15 protein-coding genes are annotated in these 23,011 nt (G+C 46.7%); 6 read left to right on the top strand and 9 right to left on the bottom strand.

The genetic code is table 11. The features are described from left to right. Window positions 1–49 precede the first annotated feature (49 nt). Window positions 50–2,638 (top strand): ATP-dependent chaperone ClpB, encoded by a 2,589-nt coding sequence (gene clpB, locus C510_RS0106700; RefSeq protein WP_018710572.1) that lies wholly within the window; start codon window positions 50–52, stop codon window positions 2,636–2,638. A gap of 110 nt (window positions 2,639–2,748) precedes the next feature. Here clpB and C510_RS0106695 read toward each other — a convergent pair whose 3' ends face one another. Continuing rightward, complete coding sequence (locus C510_RS0106695) at window positions 2,749–3,357, bottom strand: DUF4923 family protein (protein ID WP_018710571.1); 609 nt, start codon at window positions 3,355–3,357, stop codon at window positions 2,749–2,751. 109 nt (window positions 3,358–3,466) lie between these two features. Then, window positions 3,467–4,321, bottom strand: coding sequence for a carboxylating nicotinate-nucleotide diphosphorylase (gene nadC / locus C510_RS0106690; RefSeq protein WP_018710570.1), 855 nt, complete (start codon window positions 4,319–4,321; stop codon window positions 3,467–3,469). 109 nt (window positions 4,322–4,430) lie between these two features. Here nadC and rlmH point away from each other — a divergent pair, with 109 nt between their 5' ends. Then, entirely contained in the window at window positions 4,431–4,904 is a 474-nt protein-coding gene (gene rlmH, locus C510_RS0106685; protein WP_018710569.1) for a 23S rRNA (pseudouridine(1915)-N(3))-methyltransferase RlmH, read from the top strand. 27 nt (window positions 4,905–4,931) lie between these two features. Here rlmH and C510_RS0106680 read toward each other — a convergent pair whose 3' ends face one another. Then, window positions 4,932–5,822: a glucosaminidase domain-containing protein gene (locus C510_RS0106680; RefSeq protein ID WP_018710568.1), complete on the bottom strand. Its 891-nt coding sequence runs from the start codon at window positions 5,820–5,822 to the stop codon at window positions 4,932–4,934. A 178-nt stretch (window positions 5,823–6,000) separates the two neighbouring features. Here C510_RS0106680 and cdd point away from each other — a divergent pair, with 178 nt between their 5' ends. Continuing rightward, on the top strand, window positions 6,001–6,477 hold the full coding sequence (cdd, locus tag C510_RS0106675; protein ID WP_018710567.1) for a cytidine deaminase: 477 nt from the start codon (window positions 6,001–6,003) through the stop codon (window positions 6,475–6,477). 10 nt (window positions 6,478–6,487) lie between these two features. Here cdd and C510_RS0106670 read toward each other — a convergent pair whose 3' ends face one another. From C510_RS0106670 to C510_RS0106655, 5 genes are all read right to left on the bottom strand, one after another. Beyond that, window positions 6,488–8,110: an ABC-F family ATP-binding cassette domain-containing protein gene (locus C510_RS0106670; RefSeq protein WP_018710566.1), complete on the bottom strand. Its 1,623-nt coding sequence runs from the start codon at window positions 8,108–8,110 to the stop codon at window positions 6,488–6,490. A gap of 119 nt (window positions 8,111–8,229) precedes the next feature. Further along, window positions 8,230–8,721: a GNAT family N-acetyltransferase gene (locus tag C510_RS0106665; RefSeq protein ID WP_018710565.1), complete on the bottom strand. Its 492-nt coding sequence runs from the start codon at window positions 8,719–8,721 to the stop codon at window positions 8,230–8,232. A 519-nt stretch (window positions 8,722–9,240) separates the two neighbouring features. Further along, window positions 9,241–9,978, bottom strand: coding sequence for a SusD/RagB family nutrient-binding outer membrane lipoprotein (locus tag C510_RS17730; protein ID WP_018710564.1), 738 nt, complete (start codon window positions 9,976–9,978; stop codon window positions 9,241–9,243). Between the two features lie 21 nt (window positions 9,979–9,999). After that, window positions 10,000–11,133, bottom strand: coding sequence for a SusD/RagB family nutrient-binding outer membrane lipoprotein (locus C510_RS17725; RefSeq protein ID WP_244870456.1), 1,134 nt, complete (start codon window positions 11,131–11,133; stop codon window positions 10,000–10,002). A gap of 43 nt (window positions 11,134–11,176) precedes the next feature. Then, window positions 11,177–14,599, bottom strand: a complete 3,423-nt coding sequence (locus C510_RS0106655; RefSeq protein ID WP_018710562.1) for a SusC/RagA family TonB-linked outer membrane protein — start codon at window positions 14,597–14,599, stop codon at window positions 11,177–11,179. Between the two features lie 241 nt (window positions 14,600–14,840). Between C510_RS0106655 and C510_RS16880 the strand changes: the two genes are divergently transcribed. Beyond that, window positions 14,841–15,755 carry a helix-turn-helix domain-containing protein gene (locus C510_RS16880; protein WP_162160984.1) on the top strand — a complete coding sequence of 305 codons (915 nt, stop codon included), beginning with the start codon at window positions 14,841–14,843 and terminating at the stop codon, window positions 15,753–15,755. 104 nt (window positions 15,756–15,859) lie between these two features. Here C510_RS16880 and C510_RS0106645 read toward each other — a convergent pair whose 3' ends face one another. Next, a complete protein-coding gene (locus C510_RS0106645; protein ID WP_018710560.1) occupies window positions 15,860–18,046 on the bottom strand; it encodes a tetratricopeptide repeat protein in 2,187 nt (728 codons plus the stop codon). A 76-nt stretch (window positions 18,047–18,122) separates the two neighbouring features. On the opposite strand from C510_RS0106645, the gene mfd reads away from it, so the two are divergent. Beyond that, entirely contained in the window at window positions 18,123–21,482 is a 3,360-nt protein-coding gene (gene mfd / locus C510_RS0106640; protein WP_018710559.1) for a transcription-repair coupling factor, read from the top strand. Window positions 21,483–21,643: 161 nt separating this feature from the next. Further along, window positions 21,644–22,936 carry a histidine phosphatase family protein gene (locus C510_RS0106635; protein ID WP_025892427.1) on the top strand — a complete coding sequence of 431 codons (1,293 nt, stop codon included), beginning with the start codon at window positions 21,644–21,646 and terminating at the stop codon, window positions 22,934–22,936. Window positions 22,937–23,011: the final 75 nt, after the last annotated feature.

Here is a 23,011-nt window from a genome sequence, read left to right as displayed (position 1 = left end):
CGGGAAGCAGGCTTCCCCCTAAAAACGTAAATAAGAAAGGAGACATTATATGAATTTCAACAACTTTACAATCAAATCGCAGGAAGCGGTTCAAGAGGCTGTCAACTTGGTACAACGCCAGGGACAACAGGCTATCGAGCCGGAACATCTGTTGGCAAGTGTGCTGAAGGTCGGTGAAAACGTAACCAACTTCATCTTCCAGAAGCTCTGCCTGAACGGACAACAGATTGCGACAGTGCTCGACAAGCAGATCGCTTCGTTGCCGAAGGTTTCAGGCGGTGAACCGTATCTGAGCCGGGAGGCCAATGAGGTCTTGCAGAAAGCTGTCGATTATTCGAAGGAGCTGGGCGACGAGTATGTTTCACTGGAAGCCATTCTCTTGGCCTTACTGAACGTGAAATCTACCGTATCTACCATCCTGAAGGATGCCGGTATGACGGACAAGGGATTGCATGCTGCCATCAACGAGTTACGTCAGGGACAGAAGGTCACTTCACAGTCCAGTGAAGATACTTATCAGTCACTGAACAAGTATGCCATCAACCTGATTGAAGCTGCCCGTAACGGAAAGCTCGACCCGGTTATCGGCCGTGACGAAGAAATCCGTCGGGTCTTGCAGATTCTGAGCCGTCGTACCAAGAACAATCCGATTCTGATCGGTGAGCCGGGTACCGGTAAGACTGCCATTGTAGAAGGGCTGGCACAGCGTATCCTTCGGGGCGATGTACCGGAGAATCTGAAGAACAAGCAGCTGTATTCTTTGGATATGGGTGCCTTGGTAGCCGGAGCCAAATACAAAGGTGAATTCGAGGAACGTCTGAAATCGGTCATCAACGAGGTGACTCAATCGGACGGAAACATTATCCTGTTCATCGATGAAATCCACACCCTGGTAGGTGCCGGAAAAGGCGAAGGAGCCATGGATGCCGCCAATATCCTGAAACCGGCTTTGGCCCGTGGTGAACTGAGAAGTATCGGTGCCACTACCCTGGACGAGTATCAGAAATACTTCGAGAAGGATAAGGCATTGGAACGTCGGTTCCAGACGGTCATGGTCAACGAACCGGATACGTTAAGCTCTATCTCTATCCTGCGTGGTCTGAAGGAACGGTACGAGAACCATCATCAGGTACGTATCAAGGATGAGGCCATCATCGCGGCTGTGGAATTGAGTAACCGTTACATTACCGAACGTTTCTTGCCGGATAAGGCCATCGACCTGATGGATGAAGCGGCTGCCAAACTGCGTATGGAACGTGACTCTTTGCCGGAAGAGCTGGATGAAATCGAAAGACGGCTGAAACAGTTGGAAATCGAACGCGAGGCTATCAAGCGTGAGAAAGATGAAGAAAAGCTGGACAAGCTGAACAAGGAGATTGCCGAACTGAAGGAACAGGAAACTTCCTACAAGGCCAAATGGCAGAGTGAGAAGGAACTGGTGAACAAGATTCAGCAGAACAAGCAGGAAATAGAACACCTGAAGTTTGAAGCCGACAAGGCTGAACGTGAGGGTGACTATGGCAAGGTGGCTGAAATCCGTTACGGCAGACTGCAGGCTTTGGAGAACGAAATCAAGGATATCCAGGCCGACCTGAAACAGAAACAGGGCGACAGTGCCATGATTAAGGAGGAAGTGACGGCTGAAGACATCGCCGATGTGGTATCACGTTGGACCGGTATTCCGGTAAGCAAGATGCTGCAGAGCGAACGTGACAAGCTGCTTCATCTGGAAGACGAACTTCACCTGCGTGTCATCGGTCAGGACGAGGCCATTCAGGCTGTGGCAGATGCCGTACGTCGGAGCCGTGCCGGTCTGCAGGATCCGAAACGTCCGATCGGTTCATTCATCTTCCTGGGTACGACCGGTGTCGGTAAGACCGAGTTGGCCAAGGCCTTGGCTGAATACCTGTTTGATGATGAAACATTGATGACCCGTATCGATATGAGTGAGTACCAGGAGAAACATACCGTTTCCCGACTGATTGGTGCCCCTCCGGGATACGTCGGTTACGATGAAGGTGGACAGCTGACCGAAGCCGTCAGACGGAAACCGTATTCAGTAGTGCTTTTCGATGAAATCGAGAAGGCGCACCCGGATGTATTCAACATCTTGTTGCAGGTACTGGACGACGGCCGGTTGACGGATAACAAGGGACGTACGGTCAACTTCAAGAATACCATCATCATCATGACGTCTAACTTGGGTAGCGCTTACATCCAGAGTCAGTTTGAAAAGATGACAGACTCTAATCACGATGCAATCGTGGAAGAAACCAAGAATGAAGTGATGAACATGCTGAAGAAGACCATCCGTCCGGAGTTCTTGAACCGTATCGATGAAACGATCATGTTCCTGCCGTTGGATAAGGAACAGATTAATCAGATTGTCCGTCTGCAAATCAACGGCATCCAGCGGATGTTGGCCGATAACGGTGTTACCTTGCAGCTGACTGACAGTGCATACGACTTTTTGGCAACAGCCGGTTACGATCCGGAATTCGGTGCCCGTCCGGTAAAACGTGCCATCCAGCGTTACTTGCTGAATGACTTGTCGAAGAAGTTGTTGGCACAGGAAGTAGAACGCAGCAAACCGATTATCGTAGATTGCCAGAATGGAGTTCTGCAATTCAGAAACTAACCACAATTGCTACAAATAGAAACGGAGTCTCTCCCGCAAGGGATGAGGCTCCGTTTTGTTTTATAAGGTTGTTGACCAGGTACTGGCTGTTAACTGTTAATTGTCAATTATCATTGTTTGGTCAACTCGAATCCGATTTTCATTCCGTCATACTGCCCCAGGATAGTGGAGAGGGTACTGGTGGCTGAGCTTTTCAATGCGCTGGAAACTGTCTGTGCCAGCGACATCAGTTTGTCGGCATTGAACAGCAGACTTATCTTGTTGGAATTTTCGATGGACTTGGATACGGTCGCATTGAATGTATAGCCTAATTTTGTCTTTAAGGCCAGTTCATTGGTCTCCGAATCGTAGGTATAGGTACCTTGTGTGGTACGTCCGTTGACGGTAGAGCTATAGGTGCCGTCCGCATTGAACGTGTAGGTGACTCCTTCCTTGAATCCGATTTTCGACAGGATATTTGTTATTTCTGTCTCCACTTTCTGTGCGGCAATTTCGCTACCTACTTTGGCCAGCACATTATCACTTTCGAATTTACAGTCCGGACCGGCATACGTCCAGGTTCCTTCCAGAGAAAAGGTGCTTACTCCGGTTACTTTTTCTGTCACTGTATTTGCGATTCCTGAAAGAATCGATTTCCAATCCTGTGCCTGGGCTGAAGTAGCTCCGGCACACAATATGCAGGCTACCAACCCTGCCTTGCCTAATCTTTTTACAAACATTTCCTTTTACCTTTCTGTTGATTTGAAAAAACGCACGGTATCCCAAAATGATATCACTTTACGGAACCCGTGCGCTTTATATGGTTATATGAGGATCACTCAATGATTATCAGCAAGCCTTGAAACTCATATCCAGTCCTTTGACAGAGTGGGTCAGAGCTCCTACAGAAATGAAGTCTACGCCGCATTCGGCATAGTCGCGCAGTGTATCGTAGGTGATACCTCCGGAAGACTCGATTTCGTAGCGTCCACCAACCATTTCAACGGCCTTGCGGGTATTTTCCGGAGTGAAGTTGTCGAGCATGATGCGGTCTACGCCACCCAGGTCGAGTACCTGCTGCAGTTCGTCGAAGTTACGGACTTCGATTTCAATCTTCAGGTCCTTGCCTTTTTCCTTACAGTATTCTTTGGCACGGAGGATAGCCTTGTCAATACCGCCGGCGAAATCCACGTGGTTGTCTTTCAGCAGAATCATGTCGAACAGGCCGATACGGTGATTGACACCGCCACCGATCTTTACAGCCATCTTTTCCAGAATACGCATGCCCGGAGTAGTCTTGCGGGTATCGAGTACACGGGTACGGGTTCCTTCCAGACGCTTTACATAGCGGTTGGTCATGGTAGCGATACCGCTCATACGCTGCATGATGTTCAGCATCAGACGTTCAGTCTGCAGCAGAGACTGGATTTTACCTTCTACTACCATGGCTACATCGCCCGGTTTAACGTGTGCGCCGTCGTTGATGTAGACTGTGACCTTCATTCCCGGGTCGAAACGGCGGAAGACTTCTTTGGCCACTTCGATTCCAGCCAGAATACCTTCTTCCTTAATCAGCAGTTTTGACTTGCCCATGGCATCGGCAGGGATGCAAGACAACGTAGTATGGTCGCCATCGCCTATATCTTCAGCAAAAGAAAGGTCAATCAGGCGATCAATTAAATCTTTAACAACTTTTTCGTCCATTTTCCTGTATGATAAATTAGTTTGATTCCATTCATGAATATGCAACAAAGGTAAGGATTATTCGTATCTTTGCAAAAAGAACCGTTGTTAAAACAAACGAAAAAGAAGCATGAAATTTACATTACTCGTCGTAGGACGGACCGTTGAGAAACATTACATTACAGCCATCAATGACTATGTGGAGCGTACCAAACATTATACGTCTTTCGACATGGAAGTAATACCGGAACTGAAGAATACCAAAAGTCTCAGCATGGACCAGCAGAAGGAAAAGGAAGGAGAACTGATTCTGAAGGCGCTCCAGCCGGGTGATGTGGTGGTCTTGCTGGATGAGCACGGAAAAGAATTCCGTTCGGTTGAGTTTGCCGACTGGATAGAGCGGAAGATGCATACCGTCAACAAGCGGCTGGTATTTGTTATCGGCGGACCTTACGGTTTTGCTCCGGCTGTGTATGCCGCTGCGCAGGATAAGATCTCACTGTCCAAGATGACTTTCTCGCATCAGATGGTACGGCTGATTTTCGTGGAGCAGTTGTATCGGGCTTTTACCATATTGAACAACGGCCCTTACCACCACGAGTGACAAGGGCCGCTATCGGATTCTTCCGGTTTATTGCAACCAAATAATGGATCCTACCGGAGGTACTCCGTCTTCCGGTTTCATATCGTTCAACCGGTACAGGTATTTCAGTTTTACACCATATCGTTGGGCAATGGTATACATGGAATCTCCCGGATAAACCTTGCAGCTGATGAATCCGTTCGTGGCATGTTTGTGCTTTTCTTCCAGGTAAACCACTTCACCACCGGAGAACTCGTAGTCTTTGGGCAGCTCGTTGAAGGTACGTACCTTTTTCTTGCTGAGGTCGAATTCTTTGGCGATGGATTTGAAGGTATCTCCCTCGCGGGCAATGATGTACAGCAAGTCATTGGCCAGGTAGGGTTGATGCGGATTAGTGACTCCTTTCATCCAGTCTTTCTTCCCTTTCTGGTCGTATTCATACAGATCGTACAGTTCGATGATGTCAATCAGTCGGTTGGCATATCTGGGGTCAGTAGCATATCCGGCTTTTTTCAGTCCGCGTGCCCAGCCTTTGTAGTCAGTTACTTTCAGTTCGAACAGAAAGGCGTAGCGGGTTTTGGTACGCAGAAATTTGGAGTGGTCTTCGTAAGAATCTTTCGGGTGCTTGTAGGCACGGAAACATTCATTCGGAGCGTCGTCGGTGTGATAGGCTCTCTTTCCATTCCAGCCACTTCCGCATTTGATGCCGAAATGATTGTTCGATTTGCGGGCCAATGTACTTTTTCCGGCGCCCGACTCCAACAACCCCTGGGCAAGGGTGATACTGGCTGGAATCCGGTAACGCTTCATTTCATGGATGGCCAGTTCCCGATATTTGTGGATGTATTCTTCGTATGCCTGGTTCCTTCGTTGGGCGGAAACAGTCAGTATGTTTCCTAGCAGGCAGAGTATTCCAAATAAGATGAGGTATCGTTTCATTTTCTTTCTATAGACTTACAATATCCGACAAAGATAAAAAGATTCATTGATGGAAAGGGTAAAAGAACTTTAAAATTATAGCTTTTTGCAGGAAAACGGCAGAAGTTCGGTGGGTAGGAGATAGGATGTTTCTGATTTTTTCAGTAGATTTGTTCATGAACCAATTGTTTGACTTTTTATGAAAGAAATAGAACTGAATATCCGTATCCGGGCTTATCGGTATGAAGAACTGAACGAAGCAGACCGTGAACTGATGGATGCAGCCATTGATGCAACCCGCCGCAGTTATTCTCCATATTCCAAATTTTCTGTTGGAGCCGCGGTCTGTTTACAGAGTGGAACGATAGTGACGGGTTCCAATCAGGAAAATGCGGCCTATCCATCGGGGCTTTGTGCCGAACGTACCACGTTGTTTTATGCCAACTCCCGTTATCCGGAGGAGGCGGTAGAAACGTTGGCTATTGCCGCAAAAAATGAACAAGGTTTTCTGGAGTCACCCATTCCTCCCTGTGGTGCCTGCCGACAAGTGATGCTGGAAACCGAGGAACGTTTCAAGCGTCCGATGCGGATTCTGCTTTACAGCCTGCATGACATTTACGAAATAAGGGGAACAAAAGACTTGCTCCCCTTATCGTTCGGTAGTGAATTTCTTTGATAAAATATCATTACTTGTTGTCGCCGTACATACGGGCACGCATCTCCTTGATGTGGTCGGAAGTGATGTATTCGTCGTATTCCATCATCTTGTCGATGATACCGTTCGGTGTCAGCTCGATGATACGGTTGGCAACAGTTTCGATGAATTCATGGTCATGCGAAGCGAAAAGTACATTTCCTTTGTAGGTCTTCAGGTTGTTGTTGAATGCCTGGATGGATTCCAAGTCCAGGTGGTTGGTCGGTGTATCCAGAATCAGGCAGTTGGCATTGCGTAACTGCATGCGGGCAATCATACAACGCATCTTCTCACCTCCGGAAAGTACATTCACTTTCTTCAATACTTCTTCGCCGGAGAACAGCATACGGCCCAGGAAACCTTTCATGTAGACTTCGTTACCTTCGCCGTACTGGCTCAACCAGTCTACCAGATTCAGGTCGCTTTCGAAGAAGCTGGTATTGTCCAGAGGCAGGTATGCGGTCGTGATGGTTACTCCCCAGTTGTAATGTCCGGCCTGTGCCTTACGGTTGCCGTTGATGATTTCGAAGAAAGCGGTCATGGCACGCGGGTCACGGCTCAGGAATACAATCTTGTCTCCCTTTTCTACGGTAAAGTTCACATCATTGAACAGTACGGTACCTTCTTCGGTAGTGGCTTTCAGTCCTGAAACTTCCAGAATCTGGTTACCCGGTTCGCGCTCCATGGTGAAGATGATACCCGGATATTTACGTGAAGAAGGTTTGATTTCGTCTACATTCAGTTTCTCCAACATCTTCTTGCGGCTGGTAGTCTGCTTGGATTTGGCTACGTTGGCAGAGAAACGACGGATGAACTCTTCCAGTTCCTTACGTTTTTCTTCAGCTTTGGCCTTCTGGTTCTGCTGCTGACGCAAAGCCAACTGGCTGGATTCGTACCAGAAACTGTAGTTACCGGCAAACATGTTGATTTTACCGAAGTCGATATCGATGGTATGTGTACATACAGCATCCAGGAAGTGACGGTCGTGGCTGACTACCAATACGGTGTGTTCGAAGTTGGACAGGTATTCTTCCAGCCAGGTTACTGTTTCCATATCCAGGTCGTTGGTAGGCTCATCCAGCAACAGGTTATCCGGATTACCGAACAAGGCTTGTGCCAGCATGACACGTACTTTCTCCTTACCGCTCAGGTCTCCCATTAGTGAATAGTGCTTGTCATCTTTGATGCCTAGTCCGCTCAGCAGGATAGCCGCATCGCTTTCAGCATTCCATCCTTCCAGCTCGGCGAATTTTTCTTCCAGTTCCGCAGCCTTGATACCGTCTTCATCGGTAAATTCTTCTTTGGCGTACAACGCTTCCCGCTGCTTCATGATGTCCCACAGGACGGTATGTCCCATCAGTACGGTGTCCAATACCGTATGTTCATCATATTTAAAGTGGTCCTGGTTCAAGACAGACAAGCGTTCGCCCGGTCCGAGGGTTACACTTCCTTTGGTAGGTTCCAGCTCTCCTGAAATCACTTTCAAGAAAGTAGATTTACCGGCGCCGTTCGCACCGATGACACCATAAATATTTCCGTTTGTGAACTTCAGGTTCACATCGTTGTACAATACTCTTTTACCGAATTGTACGGCTACATTCGAAACTGTAATCATGTACTTATACCTATTTTAGTTTGTTATGCTGAATTGCGTGGCAAAGATACAAAAAATTACCGGGAAAAGCCGAAACGCCAGGCATAAAACCCGGCATTCTGTCAAAATACGCTGAATGTTCAGTCTTTCTGATAGGCAATACGGGGGGTACCGTTGGATACGTAAATGATGCCGCAACGTGTAAAGCCATTCTTTGTAAGCACATGCTGCATGACTTTGTTATCAGCATGGGTGTCCGCCCGCAGGCAGGGGAACTGCTGGAAACACCAGTCAAAACAGTACTTTCCGATGCCCGGGCAGGTACCGTCGGATGCTAACCGATGAATGACGTAATACGGACGGTCGTTGGGCCATTGACCGTCTTCTATGTAGGCATAGGTAGGGTCCGGTCCTTGAATGAAACAGAAAGTGGCAATGATGATGCCTGATTCGTTTTCTACGGCATAACAATGGTCTGCTTCAATTTCCTGAGCTATCAGCTCCCGTTGCGGATAACCGTTGATCCATTGGTTCGGATTGCCGGTAGTCTGCATGAACCGACGGGCGATGGAGAATATCTCCATGAGACGGTCCAAATCTGTAGGTATTGCTTTTCGGATGAGGGTAATCATATAGGTTGAAGTATTTTTGAAATTGCGACAAAAGTAATGAATCTTCCGGTTGCATAGACGTACTTTCGCTGAATTTCTGAGTGGGTACGGTGAAAGGGAAACCGGGAGACTTGCTTCCCAGCATGTCTCCCGGCCCTGATTTATTCTCTAACTTAAAATAAATCAACTATGTTAAAACCTCTCTTTATTATTATGTTGCCTTAAATTGCACTATTTTACTTATATAGTATACGGAGTATTACATTCAATCCCCTAATCATGTATGAAAAATCTGACAGGCGATTGCTTTTCTCTGTTTGATTCTTCTGTTGCAAAGTAACGCATTTTCCGGTAGAGACGCCTTATCGTTTTAAAACCATATCTTGACGGTTCGGAAACAGAAAATTCGGCATTTTCTGATTGGTCGATGAAAAGCGGGAATTGGTCGAATTCATGGCTTTGGGTATAGGTATAATAAAAACCGGAAGGCATGCAGTAGGCAAGTCTTCCGGTTCCGGTTTTATGTTTCAGGGTGTGTTTTTATGGTATTTTAGGTCCTTCTCCCCATTGTGGAGCACCTTCGTCCTGCCAGATTCTTTCAGAATTCAAGATGCCTTTACCCATGGTTGTTGAGAAACCTTGGTTTTCGTAAGATTGGATAATTTGGTCATACATCAAATCCGTTGGAGACGGGTCTGTTACCGATGTTCTACGTGGATAATATTCCGCAGGCATGTTGTTGCTGGAATAATCCTCGCGTGGCCAGATTGTGGAGTTGAATTTAGGAACCCCGGAACGTCTTCCCGTTGCAAATTGGTCTACCGGTTGGAAGGTGAAGTGCAACAGTTGCTGGATGAAGATTTTTTCCAAGTCAAGTTCTTTGTTTCCTGTCAACTGATAATCTTCATGCGACATCATGGTTTCTATTTCTCCACTTTGCAGGTCGATGGCTTTTTCGTGGCTGTCATAATCGTAAGTCGTACCATAGTAAGGTATTTTGTTCAGTCTGGCCAGTCTGTCGTATTCTTCTACTGAAGCTTTAACGGCTTTGTTGAAATAAGTGGAAGCGTCTTGTAAACCGTTCACTCCATAGGTGGCAAATTCTGCCAGATAGAGGTTGACTTCGGCAGTGGTCATGTACATACCGTACCAAGGTTGGTCATTGGTATCCTCGATGACAGGTCCGTCGGGTGGAGTGGGCAAGGTGAAATCATTACGTCCACGAAGCATTTCTTCCTGGTAGCGTGAATAAGGACGGAAGGTCTTTCCTTCTGCCAAGGTATTGGTACTGTAGTTGAATCATTCTCCATACAATGAAGCATAGGCTTGTGCATTGTAGGCAACCGGTAATCCATAATAGCGTACCCAGGGTTCTCCCAATCCTTTCCAGGCTTTGAATGTCTCAACTCCATCGACTGTCTCTGTTTCTACATTTTCGAGAATAAAGGAAGGAATATCGCTTTTACGGTCATTGGCAAGGAAATAATCGATGACCTTGGAGTTCCAGTCATTCTTTTCATAGATGAAACGTACTCTTGGGTCTTGATTCTCCAGCATGAAATTGATGAGCGGTTGTGAGGCGTGAGTTCCGCTGTACCATAGAGTCGTATTATTCCAATGGAATACATAATCGTTTGAACTGTTGTTTGCATCGGCTTTGTGGAAAAGGAAGTCATCCTCTTCTCCATCCAGTATGCCGCAAGAGGCCGAAACCACTTCCTGCACAATGGATTCGGCATGTGAATAGTCCTGGAAAATCAGTCGGGCTGCAATTTTCAGTTTCATGGAATTGGCTAGTTTGGCCCATTTGCTCCAATCGCCATTGTATATGACGTCTTGTGTACCCAAGTCTATTTGGTTACTGGAGTTGGTGAATGTTTGGATAGCATTATCCAGCATCGTCAGCCATAAATCGTATAGATCCTTTACACGGTCGTATTTGGGAGTCAACGTTCCTCCGTAGCGTGCATTGGCTGCTTCTGTAAATGGAATGTCTCCACAGATATCCGTATCGTAGATTCCCAGGTAAACAGATAACACATCCATTGCTGCCGCTACTCCTTCGTATTGGGCACTTTTCTCTTCAGTCATTTGTGAACGTTCGTATTTTAATGCATTTACATAATTCAATACCGAAATGCTTTGGATATCCTGTCTTTCTGACCCTTCGATGACATTGTCAGTGATACTTCCGGAAGGAACAGCTGTTTGTAGGGTATAATAAAAACCGGGCGCATTGGCAAACCATAGCATGTAAGAGGATGGCTCGAATTCCAAAACGGCTTGAGCAAACAAGTATGTCGGGTCTGCGGTAACGACGGAATCTTTCGATTGATTGGTTTCCGTGAAGTCATCGTTACAGCCGCCAATACATAGGGCTGCTCCTATGAGTGTAGCCGATAGGATAGATTTATGATAATTTATTCTTTTCATGTTATAAACTCTTTAAAGATGAGAAAATTTGAGTTACGACGGATTAGAAACTGGCATTGATAGTCAGAGTGAAACTGGAAGTTACTCCATCGAAGCTTCGTATACGGAATTCTCCAGCAGATGTACCACGTACTGATTCCGGATTTTCACCGTTCGGCATGGAATTCAGCAGATAGCCCAGATTACGGCCGGTAGCCGTCAAGGTCAATCCTTTGGATTTTATTTTTTCAGCCATTCTTTGAGGGAATCGGTATGATAGAGATATTTCACGTAAGGCTATGTAATTCAGTTTTGTAAACCAGGTATCATTGACAACACCATAATCATACGATGGGTTGGTCCATTGATTGTTTCTATAATGCCATGCACTGGCATGTGTCGGCTCGATAACACCTTTATCCATCAATTCTCTGAATGTCTCGCCTGTAGATGCGGCACCTGTACCTACTGTATAGCTGCTACCATCTGGTTGAGGTATGGAAGTTCCTGTCAGGAAAATACCTTCAGGAATGACTCCGTCCGAATATGTCAGTCCGTCCCACATGGAAGTATAAGTCGTTCCTCCGTTTTCAGTGTCACGATATTGCAGTGAACTTGCGGTAAATCCGTATGCGGTACCATAGCGGCTACCGTATGAGGCTACATAGCCTCCGAAACGTGCATCCAATGAAACACTCAGGCTCCAGTTCTTATATCTCAGTGAAGTTGATAATGAACCTAAAAAATCGGGATTGATGGAGCCGATTTCTGTAATCTCTCCTGAACGGGTATAGTAGGCACTATTGGTACTAGTATTGTAGGAAAGGACAGGCAGACCTGTTTCACTGTCATATTTAATGGCTGAGTCAGTAATCAACAATCCATATTCACCTCCTACTTTCGCTACGGAACCGATACGGTAGTTACCATATTGCGGATCACCGGCCAATATGATATAATCGGCTACATTTTCATGCAAGGCGATGATTTTGGAATTGTTCTTGGTATAGGTAAAGTTCAAGTCCCATTGCCAGTCCTTTGTTTCTATCGGTGTCGTGTTGATAGCCAATTCCACACCGGCATTCTGGATGTTACCGGCATTGACGTATTGGTATGACTGACCTGATACCGAAGGCACTTCGATTTTCATGATTTGGTCGTAGGTATTTTCCTTGTAGTAGGTAAAGTCAATACCAATTCGGTTGTTGATGAATCGCCAGTCTAATCCCACTTCCCATGAATTCTTCCGTTCCGGTTTCAGATTATTGCTGTAGGTTGTATTGCTCAACGAAGTAGCATATACTTTATTGCTGTTTACGGTTGAGGTATTCAGGGTGTAGGCTGTATTGATGATATAAGGGTCGGTATCGTTACCTACCTGTGCCCATGAACCGCGTACCTTGGCAAAGGAAATCCACGAAGGCAGTTTGTCACGGAAGGTTGTACTGATGAGCCATGAACCGGAGACAGAGGGATAGAAGTAAGAGTAAGTACCGTGTCCGTCGCGGTATACCAAAGAGGATGACCAGTCGTTACGGCCAGTGATGTCCAGGAACAGTTGGTCTTTCCAGCTGGCGCCTACCTGTCCTGCGATAGACAGCATCGTCTTTTCTCCTTCAATTGCTGCGGAATACTTGATATCATTCATGGAGTTGTTGATGAAGTATTGATTGTGGGCAATAAGTCCTCCATCCGTATTCATGCTTTGAGTTTGTGTGAAGGAATGATAATATTCACCACGCAGGAAGCCATGGACTTCAAAATCACCGAATGACTTGTTGGCATTGAATGTAGCGTTCAGGTTGGTCTGTTCCTTGGTCGTGTTTCCGATACCGTAGTAACCGCCTTCGTTGGCATAACCGCTACCGGCTTGTTTGTCTTCATAGCGGGTATAGTAATAATTGTAGTTTCCTTCGGCTGAGAATTTCAACCAATCCAACAGATCTATATTCAGTTTCAATGATGGACGTACGGAGGTTTCTTTTTGTTTGTACTCATTTTCATAGATGGACCACCACAGGCTGGTACCCGGCATATATCCATACTCATCACCATAGCTACTGCTGGCCAAACCACCGTGAGGACCTTTGTAGTGCATCCTGTCATTGGAATCGTAGGAACGTGTAAATGTTCCGTCGATGAAATATTCTCCGATGTTCTTTTGGGCATTTCGTGGGGTGGAGTTGGCAAAGGAGATGCTTCCTTCCAATTCCACTTTATCAGTCAGCTTATGAGATGCTTTTCCTAAGAGGGAAATACGGTTGAACGTGTTGTTGGGAGTTGTACCTTCTGCATATTTATAAGATACGGAGGTGTAGAAGGTTGTCCGGTCGTTTCCACCACTGATAGAGAAGTTTGTATTCGAGTTGAAACCTGCCTGGTATGCATCTTTATAGTTGTTTTTATAAGCGACATAAGGACGCATAGTCCCGTCATAATATTCGATGGGAGTACCGTCGTATGCAGGGCCCCATCCCAAACCTCCCGGATGGTTGATCAATGTATGGTCACCGTTCGCATTGGTATAAAACTGGTTGGTGTTGTAGATATAGAAGTCTCCGTTTTCGTCTTTCTCTCCATACGAAACGTATCCAGGCAAATAGCCTTCTCCGTATGTGTTCTGGAAGTTGGGACTGGAAGTCAGGACATCGACACCAAAGGTCTGACTGAAATTGACGCCGATACCTTTTTTACCTTTACCGGATTTAGTTGTAATGACCACAGCTCCGTTTAGTCCTCGGGAACCGTAAAGTGCGGTTGCCGCAGCTCCTTTCAATACGGACACGGTTTCGAAATCATCCGGGTTCAGGTTCTTCAGTTCGTTACCGTAGTCGCTGGAACTGGTAGAGTAGTCCGCGTCTCCTTCGTATACGCTATTATCCAGGATGACACCATCCACTACATAGATAGGTTGGTTGTTTGAATTCAGGGTAGATGCACCACGAATCAGAATCTTGTTGCTACCGAACAAACCACCATCTGACTGACTGATATCCACACCGGCCACTTTTCCTTGCAGCGCAGACACGGGATTGATGACGTTTGAGTTAAGCTCATCGCCTTTTAATTCTTTCATGGCGTATCCCAAGGCTTTGGCATCTCGTTTCATTCCCAAAGCTGTAACCACCACTTCATCCAGGGTTTGAGAATCTTCAACCAATGTAATGGTGATCGGTTGTCCGTTCCATTTGATTTCCTGGGTAACGTAGCCGACAAATGAAACGGAGATGATATCTCCTTTTTTCACTTTATCCAAGATAAAGTCACCGTCTAGTCCCGTGATGGTTCCGTTGGTAGTTCCTTTTACTACTACTGATGCGCCGATGACTGCCTCTCCGGTTGCATCCTTGATAATACCTGTACATTTCTCGTCTTGCCGTATTGAGCGGACTTCATTAACGGCATCGACCGTTGCTGCGTTGACTATTCCGGGAGAACTGCTCAACAGGAATAGCAAGCAATAAATTGAATCAGCTTTCTTAAACATAAGTATAGGTTTTTAGTTAGACCTGTTAGGTTTTTAATTTGATTAAATAATTTATGGCAAATTAAATCAATAAGTTTTATAACCGCTTTGGCGATTCGTGACTATAACTTGACGGTTTGGGAACCTCAAAAGATACTTTGTCAGATTAGTCGATAAAATACGGCTGTTTGTCGAAACGTGTATTTTATTGCCTGAGGTTATTTGTATGTTTAAGGCTGTAGAAAACAACTTTTTAACAATTATGGACTTTCAAGATTTTATCAAGCATTATGAAGTATTGCTATGTGAAAGCGAAGGGGTTGCTTTTTGGAAACTGGAACCGGATCTCATCAATCGGGAAGAAAGGAAGCCGGTTATTACAGGGCTCCATGCCATTTTATTTATAATCGATGGGGAGCTGGAAACGGATATCCAGGGGAAAAGGCAAAGTCTGGAGCGCTATACATTGGTCGATATTCTGTATGAACAGACATGTACGTTGTTAGCCGCTTCTGATAATCTCCATGCTTATCTGTTGGTGATGACAAAAGAATACATGGACAGGCTTATCCGCGGAGGGATTCCTACTACAATAGATTACATATTAAAGGTAAGGAACAGTCCGGTTATTTCGGTAGAGCTGAATCATGCTGGACCTTTTCTGGAAGCATTGCTGAATATCAAACATGTGTTTACTGATAAAGACAACCTGTTTGTATCGACCATTTTGAGATACCAGATTTGGATTTTTCTCGCACGGGTGAGTGATTATTTCTCAAAAGGGAAGCAAGAGGAGGATAAGGAACTTTTATATACCGCCCGGCAGAGGGAGCTGTATCTCCGGTTCACTCAGATGTTGTCTGCCTATATTCTTCAGGAACATTCCGTTGAGTTTTATGCGTCGGCTCTGTGTGTTACCCCACAGTATCTTCGGAGGGTCGTTAAGAATTTGTCCGGTAAAACGGTTCATGCATGGATCAATGAAGCTTTGATTCGTGAAATCGAGAAACGGTTGGCCGAAACAGACATGACGGTTCAGCAGATTGCTGAAGAACTGTCTTTTTCCGAGCAAGCCACTTTGACCCGATTCTTCAAGCGATACAAAGGTGTGTCTCCACTCAAATACCGGAAGGAACTGTTTTCTGACAGGTTGTTGGCACAATCCGGGAGAAGATGATGCAGTCTGTGGTATGTGTCCCCATCCGGGGACAGTTGTCACTAGGGTGTATAATTGAAATGACGGGACCTATCCGGAGACAGTCCCGTCGTATGTTTTTTTGACTAAGATAGCAAATCTGGAATCAGATAAATGGTTGTTTCCGAGATACCCTGCTCCAGAAGTACCTCTTTGTCGGCCAGATAGATTTTCAGAAAATCATCGTGTGTCTTGCAGCTTTTCATTACTTCCCTGTAGCACTCCAAAGCTTTCGGGATATTCTTTTCGGCCGCGTAGACGTGTCCGTTGTTCAGCCAGTCAGAAGTTTGAGGTTCTTCACTTTCCAATAATTTTTCATAGAAGCGGTGTGCTTCCGGGTATTTTCCTGTCATGAAATAGCACCATCCGATGGCCCGTTGTGCGTTGGCTGGTGTCTTTTCCAGGTATTCCACTTTGAAGAAATAAGCCAAGGCTTTGTCGTATTCTCGCAGGATAGCCAGGCACTGACCGATTTGCAACAGGAGATTCAGGTTTTCCGGTTGTGACTGTTCTACCCGTTGGAAATACTCCAATGCTTTTGGGTAATTTCCGGAGCGCTTGTAGCATTGGGCCAGGTGCTTCAGTGTCCAGATATGATCCGGTTTTAACAGATCTGCCTGAATGTATGCCTGAATGGCTTCGTCATATTTCTTTTGTTTTTGATAGACAAAACCTAATTTTTGCCAGATATCCGGGTCATTGCTTTGCGTAATGGACAGTTGGATGTAGAGCTCGGCGGCTTCGGGCAGGTATTCCTTTGAAAACAGGAAATCGGCTATTTGTTTTTGGTAAGTACCGGCCAGAATGAGCGGGCGGAGAGCGGTACATTTCCACAGAGCCAGTTCGTCTGTGAACATGTCGTGCTGTTCGTTCCGGAACATCCACAATTTGAAGAAACGGTACAGGTCGTGCATGTATTGTCGGGCAACCGTGTTGGCTTTTTCCTGATTCATTTCGTCAGATTGCATTTTGTCGAACGTTTCCTGCATCATTTCATTGTGTTCTCCCAAATCTTCGGTCAACATGTTCCGTTGCGAATGTGGAAGCGAGTTAAGTGTCAGGCAGAAGGAGTACTTGTCTGAGTTACAGAAAGTCGGAGATTGCAGCATGATGTTCAGGAAAGACTTTTCCTTGATTTCATCGGTGGCAAACAAATCCGCTATTGCCGGTGTCTGACGGTTGAACGGATAGAACCAGTGGGCAGCCTGGTGGAAGAACGGATAGCTCTTCAGCTGGGCGAAGGTTCCCATGTAGGTGTCGGCACCTTCCATTTGGAGTTCACCCAGTTCACGGATGTTTTCACTGATTTTTTTCATGTTCTTTTCCCATTCCGGATTCTTGTCTTCCAGTTCTTCAATATCGATTTCTTCAATATTCAAATCCTTTTCCAGCAGTTGGGAATTATGCATCATTTGTGGAATGATTTCTTCACGCATTCTCCGGTCTATTTTTTCCGTTTCACGCGAGATAAGCAGCAAGAGCTGGATGCTGTGCAGCTGTTCGATGACTTGTGGGTCTTCGGTCCACAATGAGAGGGCAGCTGTCAGTTCCGGATACTGGGCCAAACGTTTTTCCTGATAATATACAGCCAGTGCCAGGCCAACCAAGGCCCGTTGGTTGATGACCAGTTCGGTACGTTGCCGGTAAGCGTTCAGGAGAAACTGGAATTTACGGGGGTCAAACAAGGCCATCAGATTCAGTGTTACTGCGCTGACAAAAACAGCCAGGACATGAGCCGGAACGAGTACGGAAACAAGCAATTCATTGGCTTCCTTGGCTTCTTCCTCTGTCCAGCAATCGGATATCCAGGTCTTGTCGAACAGTTGGTCGGTCATCCTTTCCTGCTGTTGGTACAGTTCGCGCTGTTTGGCCTGCAGTTGCTGTGCGTCGGTGTACATCAGGTTGGAGACTTCCAGGTCTTCGGTGGCCGACTCCAGGGACGTTTTCAATTGGCCATAGGTTTCGGTGGCGAATCGTTTGAATTTCCGGTATGTGTCTGATTTGTGTCCATATCCGTTTTTCAGCTTTCCGATAAATTCTACCCGGTCTGCTAGTTCGTAGATACCCCGATGTATTTGGGCATAGAGATTTTCTCTTCCGGGGTCTTCCATACCTTGTGCCGCATATTGCACCATATAATTATAGGTAGTCTGTAAAGACTCTACAGCCGGTTTCAACTCCCAGTTTTCGGTCTTCTCTACTAAGGCTATCAGTTGGGTAAAAGCCTCTTTCAGCCTATGTTGGTCTAGTAATTGGATGACGTCGTTATACATAGAAAATTAGATTGTCTGTTTATTGCAACAAATGTAGCAATTATTTTGTAATTTTGCAGCATCTATTCGCATAACAATGGGTATTACAGAACTTCAACAGATTTATGCCAAGCATCCCAATCTGTCGGGACTGGCAGCTTTGGTCGCTAAAAAAGAGATTCATACCATATTCCTCGAAGGGTTTCATGCGTCTTGTCCTTCGCTTTTTGCCTCTGCTTTTATCCGGCAGAATCCGGCAGTCAGTGTCTTTATCCTCGACGACCAGGAGGAGGCAGGGTATTTTTATCATGATTTGGTGCAGGTCAATGGCGATGCACAGGTCCTGTTCTTTCCCTCTTCCTACAGACGGGCCATCAAGTACGGACAGAAGGATGCTGCCAATGAAATCCTTCGTACCGAAGTATTGAGCCGATTGGAGAAAAAGGAGCCGGTGACAGTGGTGACCTACGCAGACGCGTTGGCAGAAAAAGTGGTTTCGCTGAAGGAGTTGGGCGAACGTACATTGAATCTGAAGGTGGGACAACAGATAGAGACGGAAGCCATTACCGGACAATTGGTGGACTTCGGTTTTGAACATGTAGATTATGTGTACGAGCCCGGTCAGTTTGCTATGCGAGGCAGTATTCTCGATGTCTATTCATTTGCTTCGGAATATCCTTACCGTATTGATTTCTTCGGCGAGGAGATAGACAGTATCCGTACATTCGAAGTGGAGACCCAATTGTCGAAAGAGAAGAAGGAGTCCATACAGATTGTACCCGAACTTTCCGATACATCCGAATCGGATATTTCGTTTCTTGATTTTATTCCTGCAGACACGTTGTTGTGGGTGAAGGACCTGATGTGGGTACGTGAGCGTATTCAGACCGTGTATGAAGAAGTGCTTTCACCACAGGCGCAGATGGCTTACGAAGGAGATGAAGCCGGGGTTCCCGATTTGAAGAAAAGGCTGATTGACGGGGCTTCGTTCATGCACCGGGCACTCGATTTCCGCAGGATTGATTTTGGAAGCAAGGCTATGAGTACACCGCAGGCCACGTTGAAGTTCGAGACTTCTGTACAGCCTGTTTTCCATAAGAATTTCGATTTGGTCGCCAGCTCGTTGACCGACTATCTGCAGCGGGGTTACCGTCTGTTCATTTGTTCGGACAGTGTGAAGCAGACCGACCGTCTGAAGGATATTTTTCAGGAACGGGGAGACCGCATCAAGTTCGAACCGGTAGACCATACTTTGCACGAGGGATTCATTGACCATACCTTGCGCTGCTGTATCTTTACCGACCATCAGATTTTCGACCGTTTCCATAAATACAACCTTCGCAGCGACAAAGCCCGCAGCGGAAAGGTGGCTCTTTCGTTGAAGGAGCTGAATATGTTCCAGCCGGGCGATTATGTGGTCCATATCGACCACGGTATCGGACGTTTTGCCGGTCTGGTGCGGATTCCGAACGGAAATACTACACAGGAAGTCATCAAACTGGTCTATCAGAATGACGATGTAGTGTTCGTTTCCATTCATTCCTTGCATAAGATTTCGAAATACAAGGGGAAGGAAGGGGAACCTCCCCGCATCAGCAAGCTGGGTACCGGAGCCTGGGAGAAAATCAAGGAACGTACCAAAACGAAAATCAAGGACATTGCCCGCGATTTGATTCGGCTTTATTCGCAGCGTAAACAGGAAAAGGGTTTCCGCTACAGTCCGGACAGCTTCCTGCAACATGAACTGGAGGCGAGCTTCCTTTACGAAGATACCCCCGACCAGTTGAAGGCTACCCAGGAGGTGAAAGCCGATATGGAGAGTGACCGGCCGATGGACCGTCTGGTGTGCGGCGATGTGGGCTTCGGTAAGACAGAGGTGGCGATACGTGCCGCGTTCAAGGCGGTGGCCGACAACAAGCAGGTGGCGGTACTGGTACCTACCACGGTACTGGCTTTCCAGCATTACCAGACGTTCAAGAAGCGTTTGGAAGGAATGCCTTGCAAGGTGGACTACCTGAGCCGTGCCCGTACGACCAAAGATACCCATCAGATTCTGAAAGACCTGGCCGAAGGAAATCTGAACATCCTGATCGGTACGCATAAGATTATCGGCAAGAGTGTCAAGTTCAAGGATTTGGGATTGCTGATTATCGATGAGGAACAGAAATTCGGAGTGAGTGTGAAGGAAAAGCTCCGTCAGTTGAAGGTGAATGTCGATACCTTGACCATGACGGCTACACCTATTCCGCGTACCCTGCAGTTCTCGCTGATGGGAGCGCGTGATTTGTCGGTTATCCAGACTCCTCCACCCAACCGTTATCCTATCCAGACGGAAGTACATACGTTCAACGAGGAGATCATTACCGAGGCCATCAATTTTGAGATGAGCCGTAACGGACAGGTGTTCTTCGTGAACAACCGCATCCAGAATCTGCCGGAACTGAAGGCGATGATACAGCGGAATATCCCGGATTGCCGGATTTGTATCGGACACGGACAGATGCAACCGGAGGAACTGGAAAAGGTCGTCTTCGATTTTGTGAACTATGATTACGATGTCCTGCTGGCAACGACCATCATCGAGAGCGGTATCGATATTCCGAATGCCAACACCATCATCATCAATCAGGCGCAGAATTTCGGATTGAGCGATTTGCATCAGATGCGCGGACGGGTAGGACGTGGAAACAAGAAGGCGTTCTGTTACCTGTTGGCCCCTCCGCTGTCGTCCCTTACCCCCGAAGCCAAGCGTCGTCTGCAGGCTATCGAGAACTTCAGTGATTTGGGAAGCGGTATTCACATTGCCATGCAGGATTTGGACATCCGTGGAGCCGGAAACATGCTGGGAGCCGAACAGAGCGGTTTCATTGCCGATTTGGGTTACGAAACCTATCAGAAGATTCTGGCAGAGGCTGTGACCGAGCTGAAGAATGACGAGTTTGCCGATTTGTATGCCGATGAAATCAAGGCCGGAGAAGAGAAGTTCTCGGGCGAAGAGTTTGTGGACGAATGTCAGGTGGAAAGTGATTTGGAACTGCTTTTCCCGAACGAGTACATTCCGAGCAGCAGCGAACGGATGTTGTTGTACCGGGAGTTGGATAAACTGGTGCTCGACCAGGATGTGGAGGCGTTCAAGGCACGGCTTGTCGACCGTTTCGGAAAGATTCCACCCGAAGGCGAGGAGCTTATCCGGATTGTACCGTTGAGGCGGTTGGCCAAACGGCTGGGAGTAGAGAAGGTCATGCTCAAGGCAGGCAAGATGATTCTGTATTTTGTCAGCAACCTGGAGAGTCCGTATTACCAGAGTCAGGCTTTCGGCAAGTTCATCGATTACATGGCCAAGAATCCGCGTTACTGTAACCTGCGCGAACAGAACGGAAAGCGTAGTATGGTGGTGGCGCAGATTACCGATGTGGCTTCTGCGGTCAAGGTTCTACAGGAAATTACCAGTATGTAACAGAAGTGTAAACCGTCTTGCTTTTTCGGGTTTCTGTGACAAAAGTATTACATTCCTGTTTCTTTTGAGGAAAGTCAACTGTTTTAGAGAGTGAAGTGAGGCTTCATCTGACGATGAAGTCCTACTTTTGTTCCCACTTTTAAAAGAAGATTGTTCAGAAGATGAAAAAGAAAGCATTGTTTATGGTCTGTCTGTGCGGCTTTGCCACAATGGCGGTTGCGCAGAGTGCCCGTGAGGAAATCCGACAGAATCCTGCTTTGGCGGCAGGAAAGTATTACGCATACCAGGCTCCGGACGTTGTGCTTACACCGGCTCCCGAGGGATATGAACCCTTTTATATTTCTGCTTTTTCCCGTCACGGTTCGCGTTATCTGACCAAGGAGAAGAAATATGCCGAACCGTTGGCAGTCCTGCAGGCGGCCGATAAGGCCGGTGTCCTGACAGCCGACGGGAAACGGACGTTGCAGGTCGTATCCCGATTGGCGGCTGAGGCCAAGAACAGATACGGAGAACTGACTCCGAAGGGAGCCCGTCAGCACCGTGAACTGGTGGACCGCATGTATGCCCGGTATCCGCAGGTATTTCAGGACGGTGTTCATGTAGATGCCCGTTCTACGTACAAGACCCGTGCTTTTCTTTCCATGGCAGCCGGATGCGTGGAGTTGAAAGGACTTAATCCTGAACTGGACATCACGACGAATACCAGTGAAGCCGATGCCTATTACATCAAGTATAAGAATCCGAAATATGAAGAATTGCATCTGGCAAACATGGATTCGGTATACCAGGCTGCCGATTCAGTCTATATTCATCCTCAGCGTCTGATGAAACAGTTGTTTACCGATGCTGCTTATGTCAGCCGGAACATTTCGGAGCCTGCGAAGCTGATGGCCGATTTATTCGAACTGCATGGCATCAGCCAGAGCAGTGACAATCAGCCAGACTTGGCTTTTCTGTTCAATGAGCAGGAATTGTATGATATGTGGCAGCGCAATAACTTTGAATGGTATTATGAAAAAGGTGCTTCACCGTTGAGCGGTGCCTGTATGTATCGGTTGGAGCGGAACCTGTTGAATAATTTTGTGGAGACGGCCGATACGGTCATTGCTTCCGGTAAACCGGCTGTTACTCTACGTTACGGACACGATACCAATCTGGCTCCTCTGGCTGCACTGATGGGAATGGACAGTCTGACGGTTGCTACAAAAGACTGGCAGCAGATAGCAGATACTTATCGTACGTACCGCATCATCCCGATGTGTGGGAATATCCAGTTGGTATTTTATCGGAAGAAGGGCAGCGAAGACATTCTGGTGAAACCTCTCTTGAACGAACGCGAGGTGACGTTGCCGATACCTACCGATGTAGCTCCTTATTACCATTGGAAAGACTTGCGGAAGTATTGGAAGAATGTGGTAGACGGCATCCAGTTGCCGCAACCGACAGAAGAATAGGTTAGGGTTGGGATATATAGAACGGGCTGTCCGGGTGTAAAAATCCGGATGGCCTTTTTTGTATCTTTTTTGTAA

The organism is Phocaeicola barnesiae DSM 18169 = JCM 13652 (assembly GCF_000374585.1).
Taxonomy (GTDB): Bacteria; Bacteroidota; Bacteroidia; order Bacteroidales; family Bacteroidaceae; genus Phocaeicola; species Phocaeicola barnesiae.
Note: the sequence above shows the minus strand (reverse complement) of the source record. Positions and strands in the feature narration are given on the sequence as shown.

Coding starts and splice junctions, on each gene's coding strand:
- C510_RS0106665 (WP_018710565.1), bottom strand. CDS start 8,721: ATGATTACCCTCATCCGAAAAGCAATACCTACAGATTTGGACCGTCTC.
- C510_RS0106680 (WP_018710568.1), bottom strand. CDS start 5,822: ATGAAACGATACCTCATCTTATTTGGAATACTCTGCCTGCTAGGAAAC.
- clpB (WP_018710572.1), top strand. CDS start 50: ATGAATTTCAACAACTTTACAATCAAATCGCAGGAAGCGGTTCAAGAG.
- rlmH (WP_018710569.1), top strand. CDS start 4,431: ATGAAATTTACATTACTCGTCGTAGGACGGACCGTTGAGAAACATTAC.
- C510_RS0106695 (WP_018710571.1), bottom strand. CDS start 3,357: ATGTTTGTAAAAAGATTAGGCAAGGCAGGGTTGGTAGCCTGCATATTG.
- cdd (WP_018710567.1), top strand. CDS start 6,001: ATGAAAGAAATAGAACTGAATATCCGTATCCGGGCTTATCGGTATGAA.
- C510_RS0106670 (WP_018710566.1), bottom strand. CDS start 8,110: ATGATTACAGTTTCGAATGTAGCCGTACAATTCGGTAAAAGAGTATTG.
- C510_RS0106655 (WP_018710562.1), bottom strand. CDS start 14,599: ATGTTTAAGAAAGCTGATTCAATTTATTGCTTGCTATTCCTGTTGAGC.
- C510_RS16880 (WP_162160984.1), top strand. CDS start 14,841: ATGGACTTTCAAGATTTTATCAAGCATTATGAAGTATTGCTATGTGAA.
- C510_RS17725 (WP_244870456.1), bottom strand. CDS start 11,133: ATGAAAAGAATAAATTATCATAAATCTATCCTATCGGCTACACTCATA.
- C510_RS0106645 (WP_018710560.1), bottom strand. CDS start 18,046: ATGTATAACGACGTCATCCAATTACTAGACCAACATAGGCTGAAAGAG.
- mfd (WP_018710559.1), top strand. CDS start 18,123: ATGGGTATTACAGAACTTCAACAGATTTATGCCAAGCATCCCAATCTG.
- C510_RS0106635 (WP_025892427.1), top strand. CDS start 21,644: ATGAAAAAGAAAGCATTGTTTATGGTCTGTCTGTGCGGCTTTGCCACA.
- nadC (WP_018710570.1), bottom strand. CDS start 4,321: ATGGACGAAAAAGTTGTTAAAGATTTAATTGATCGCCTGATTGACCTT.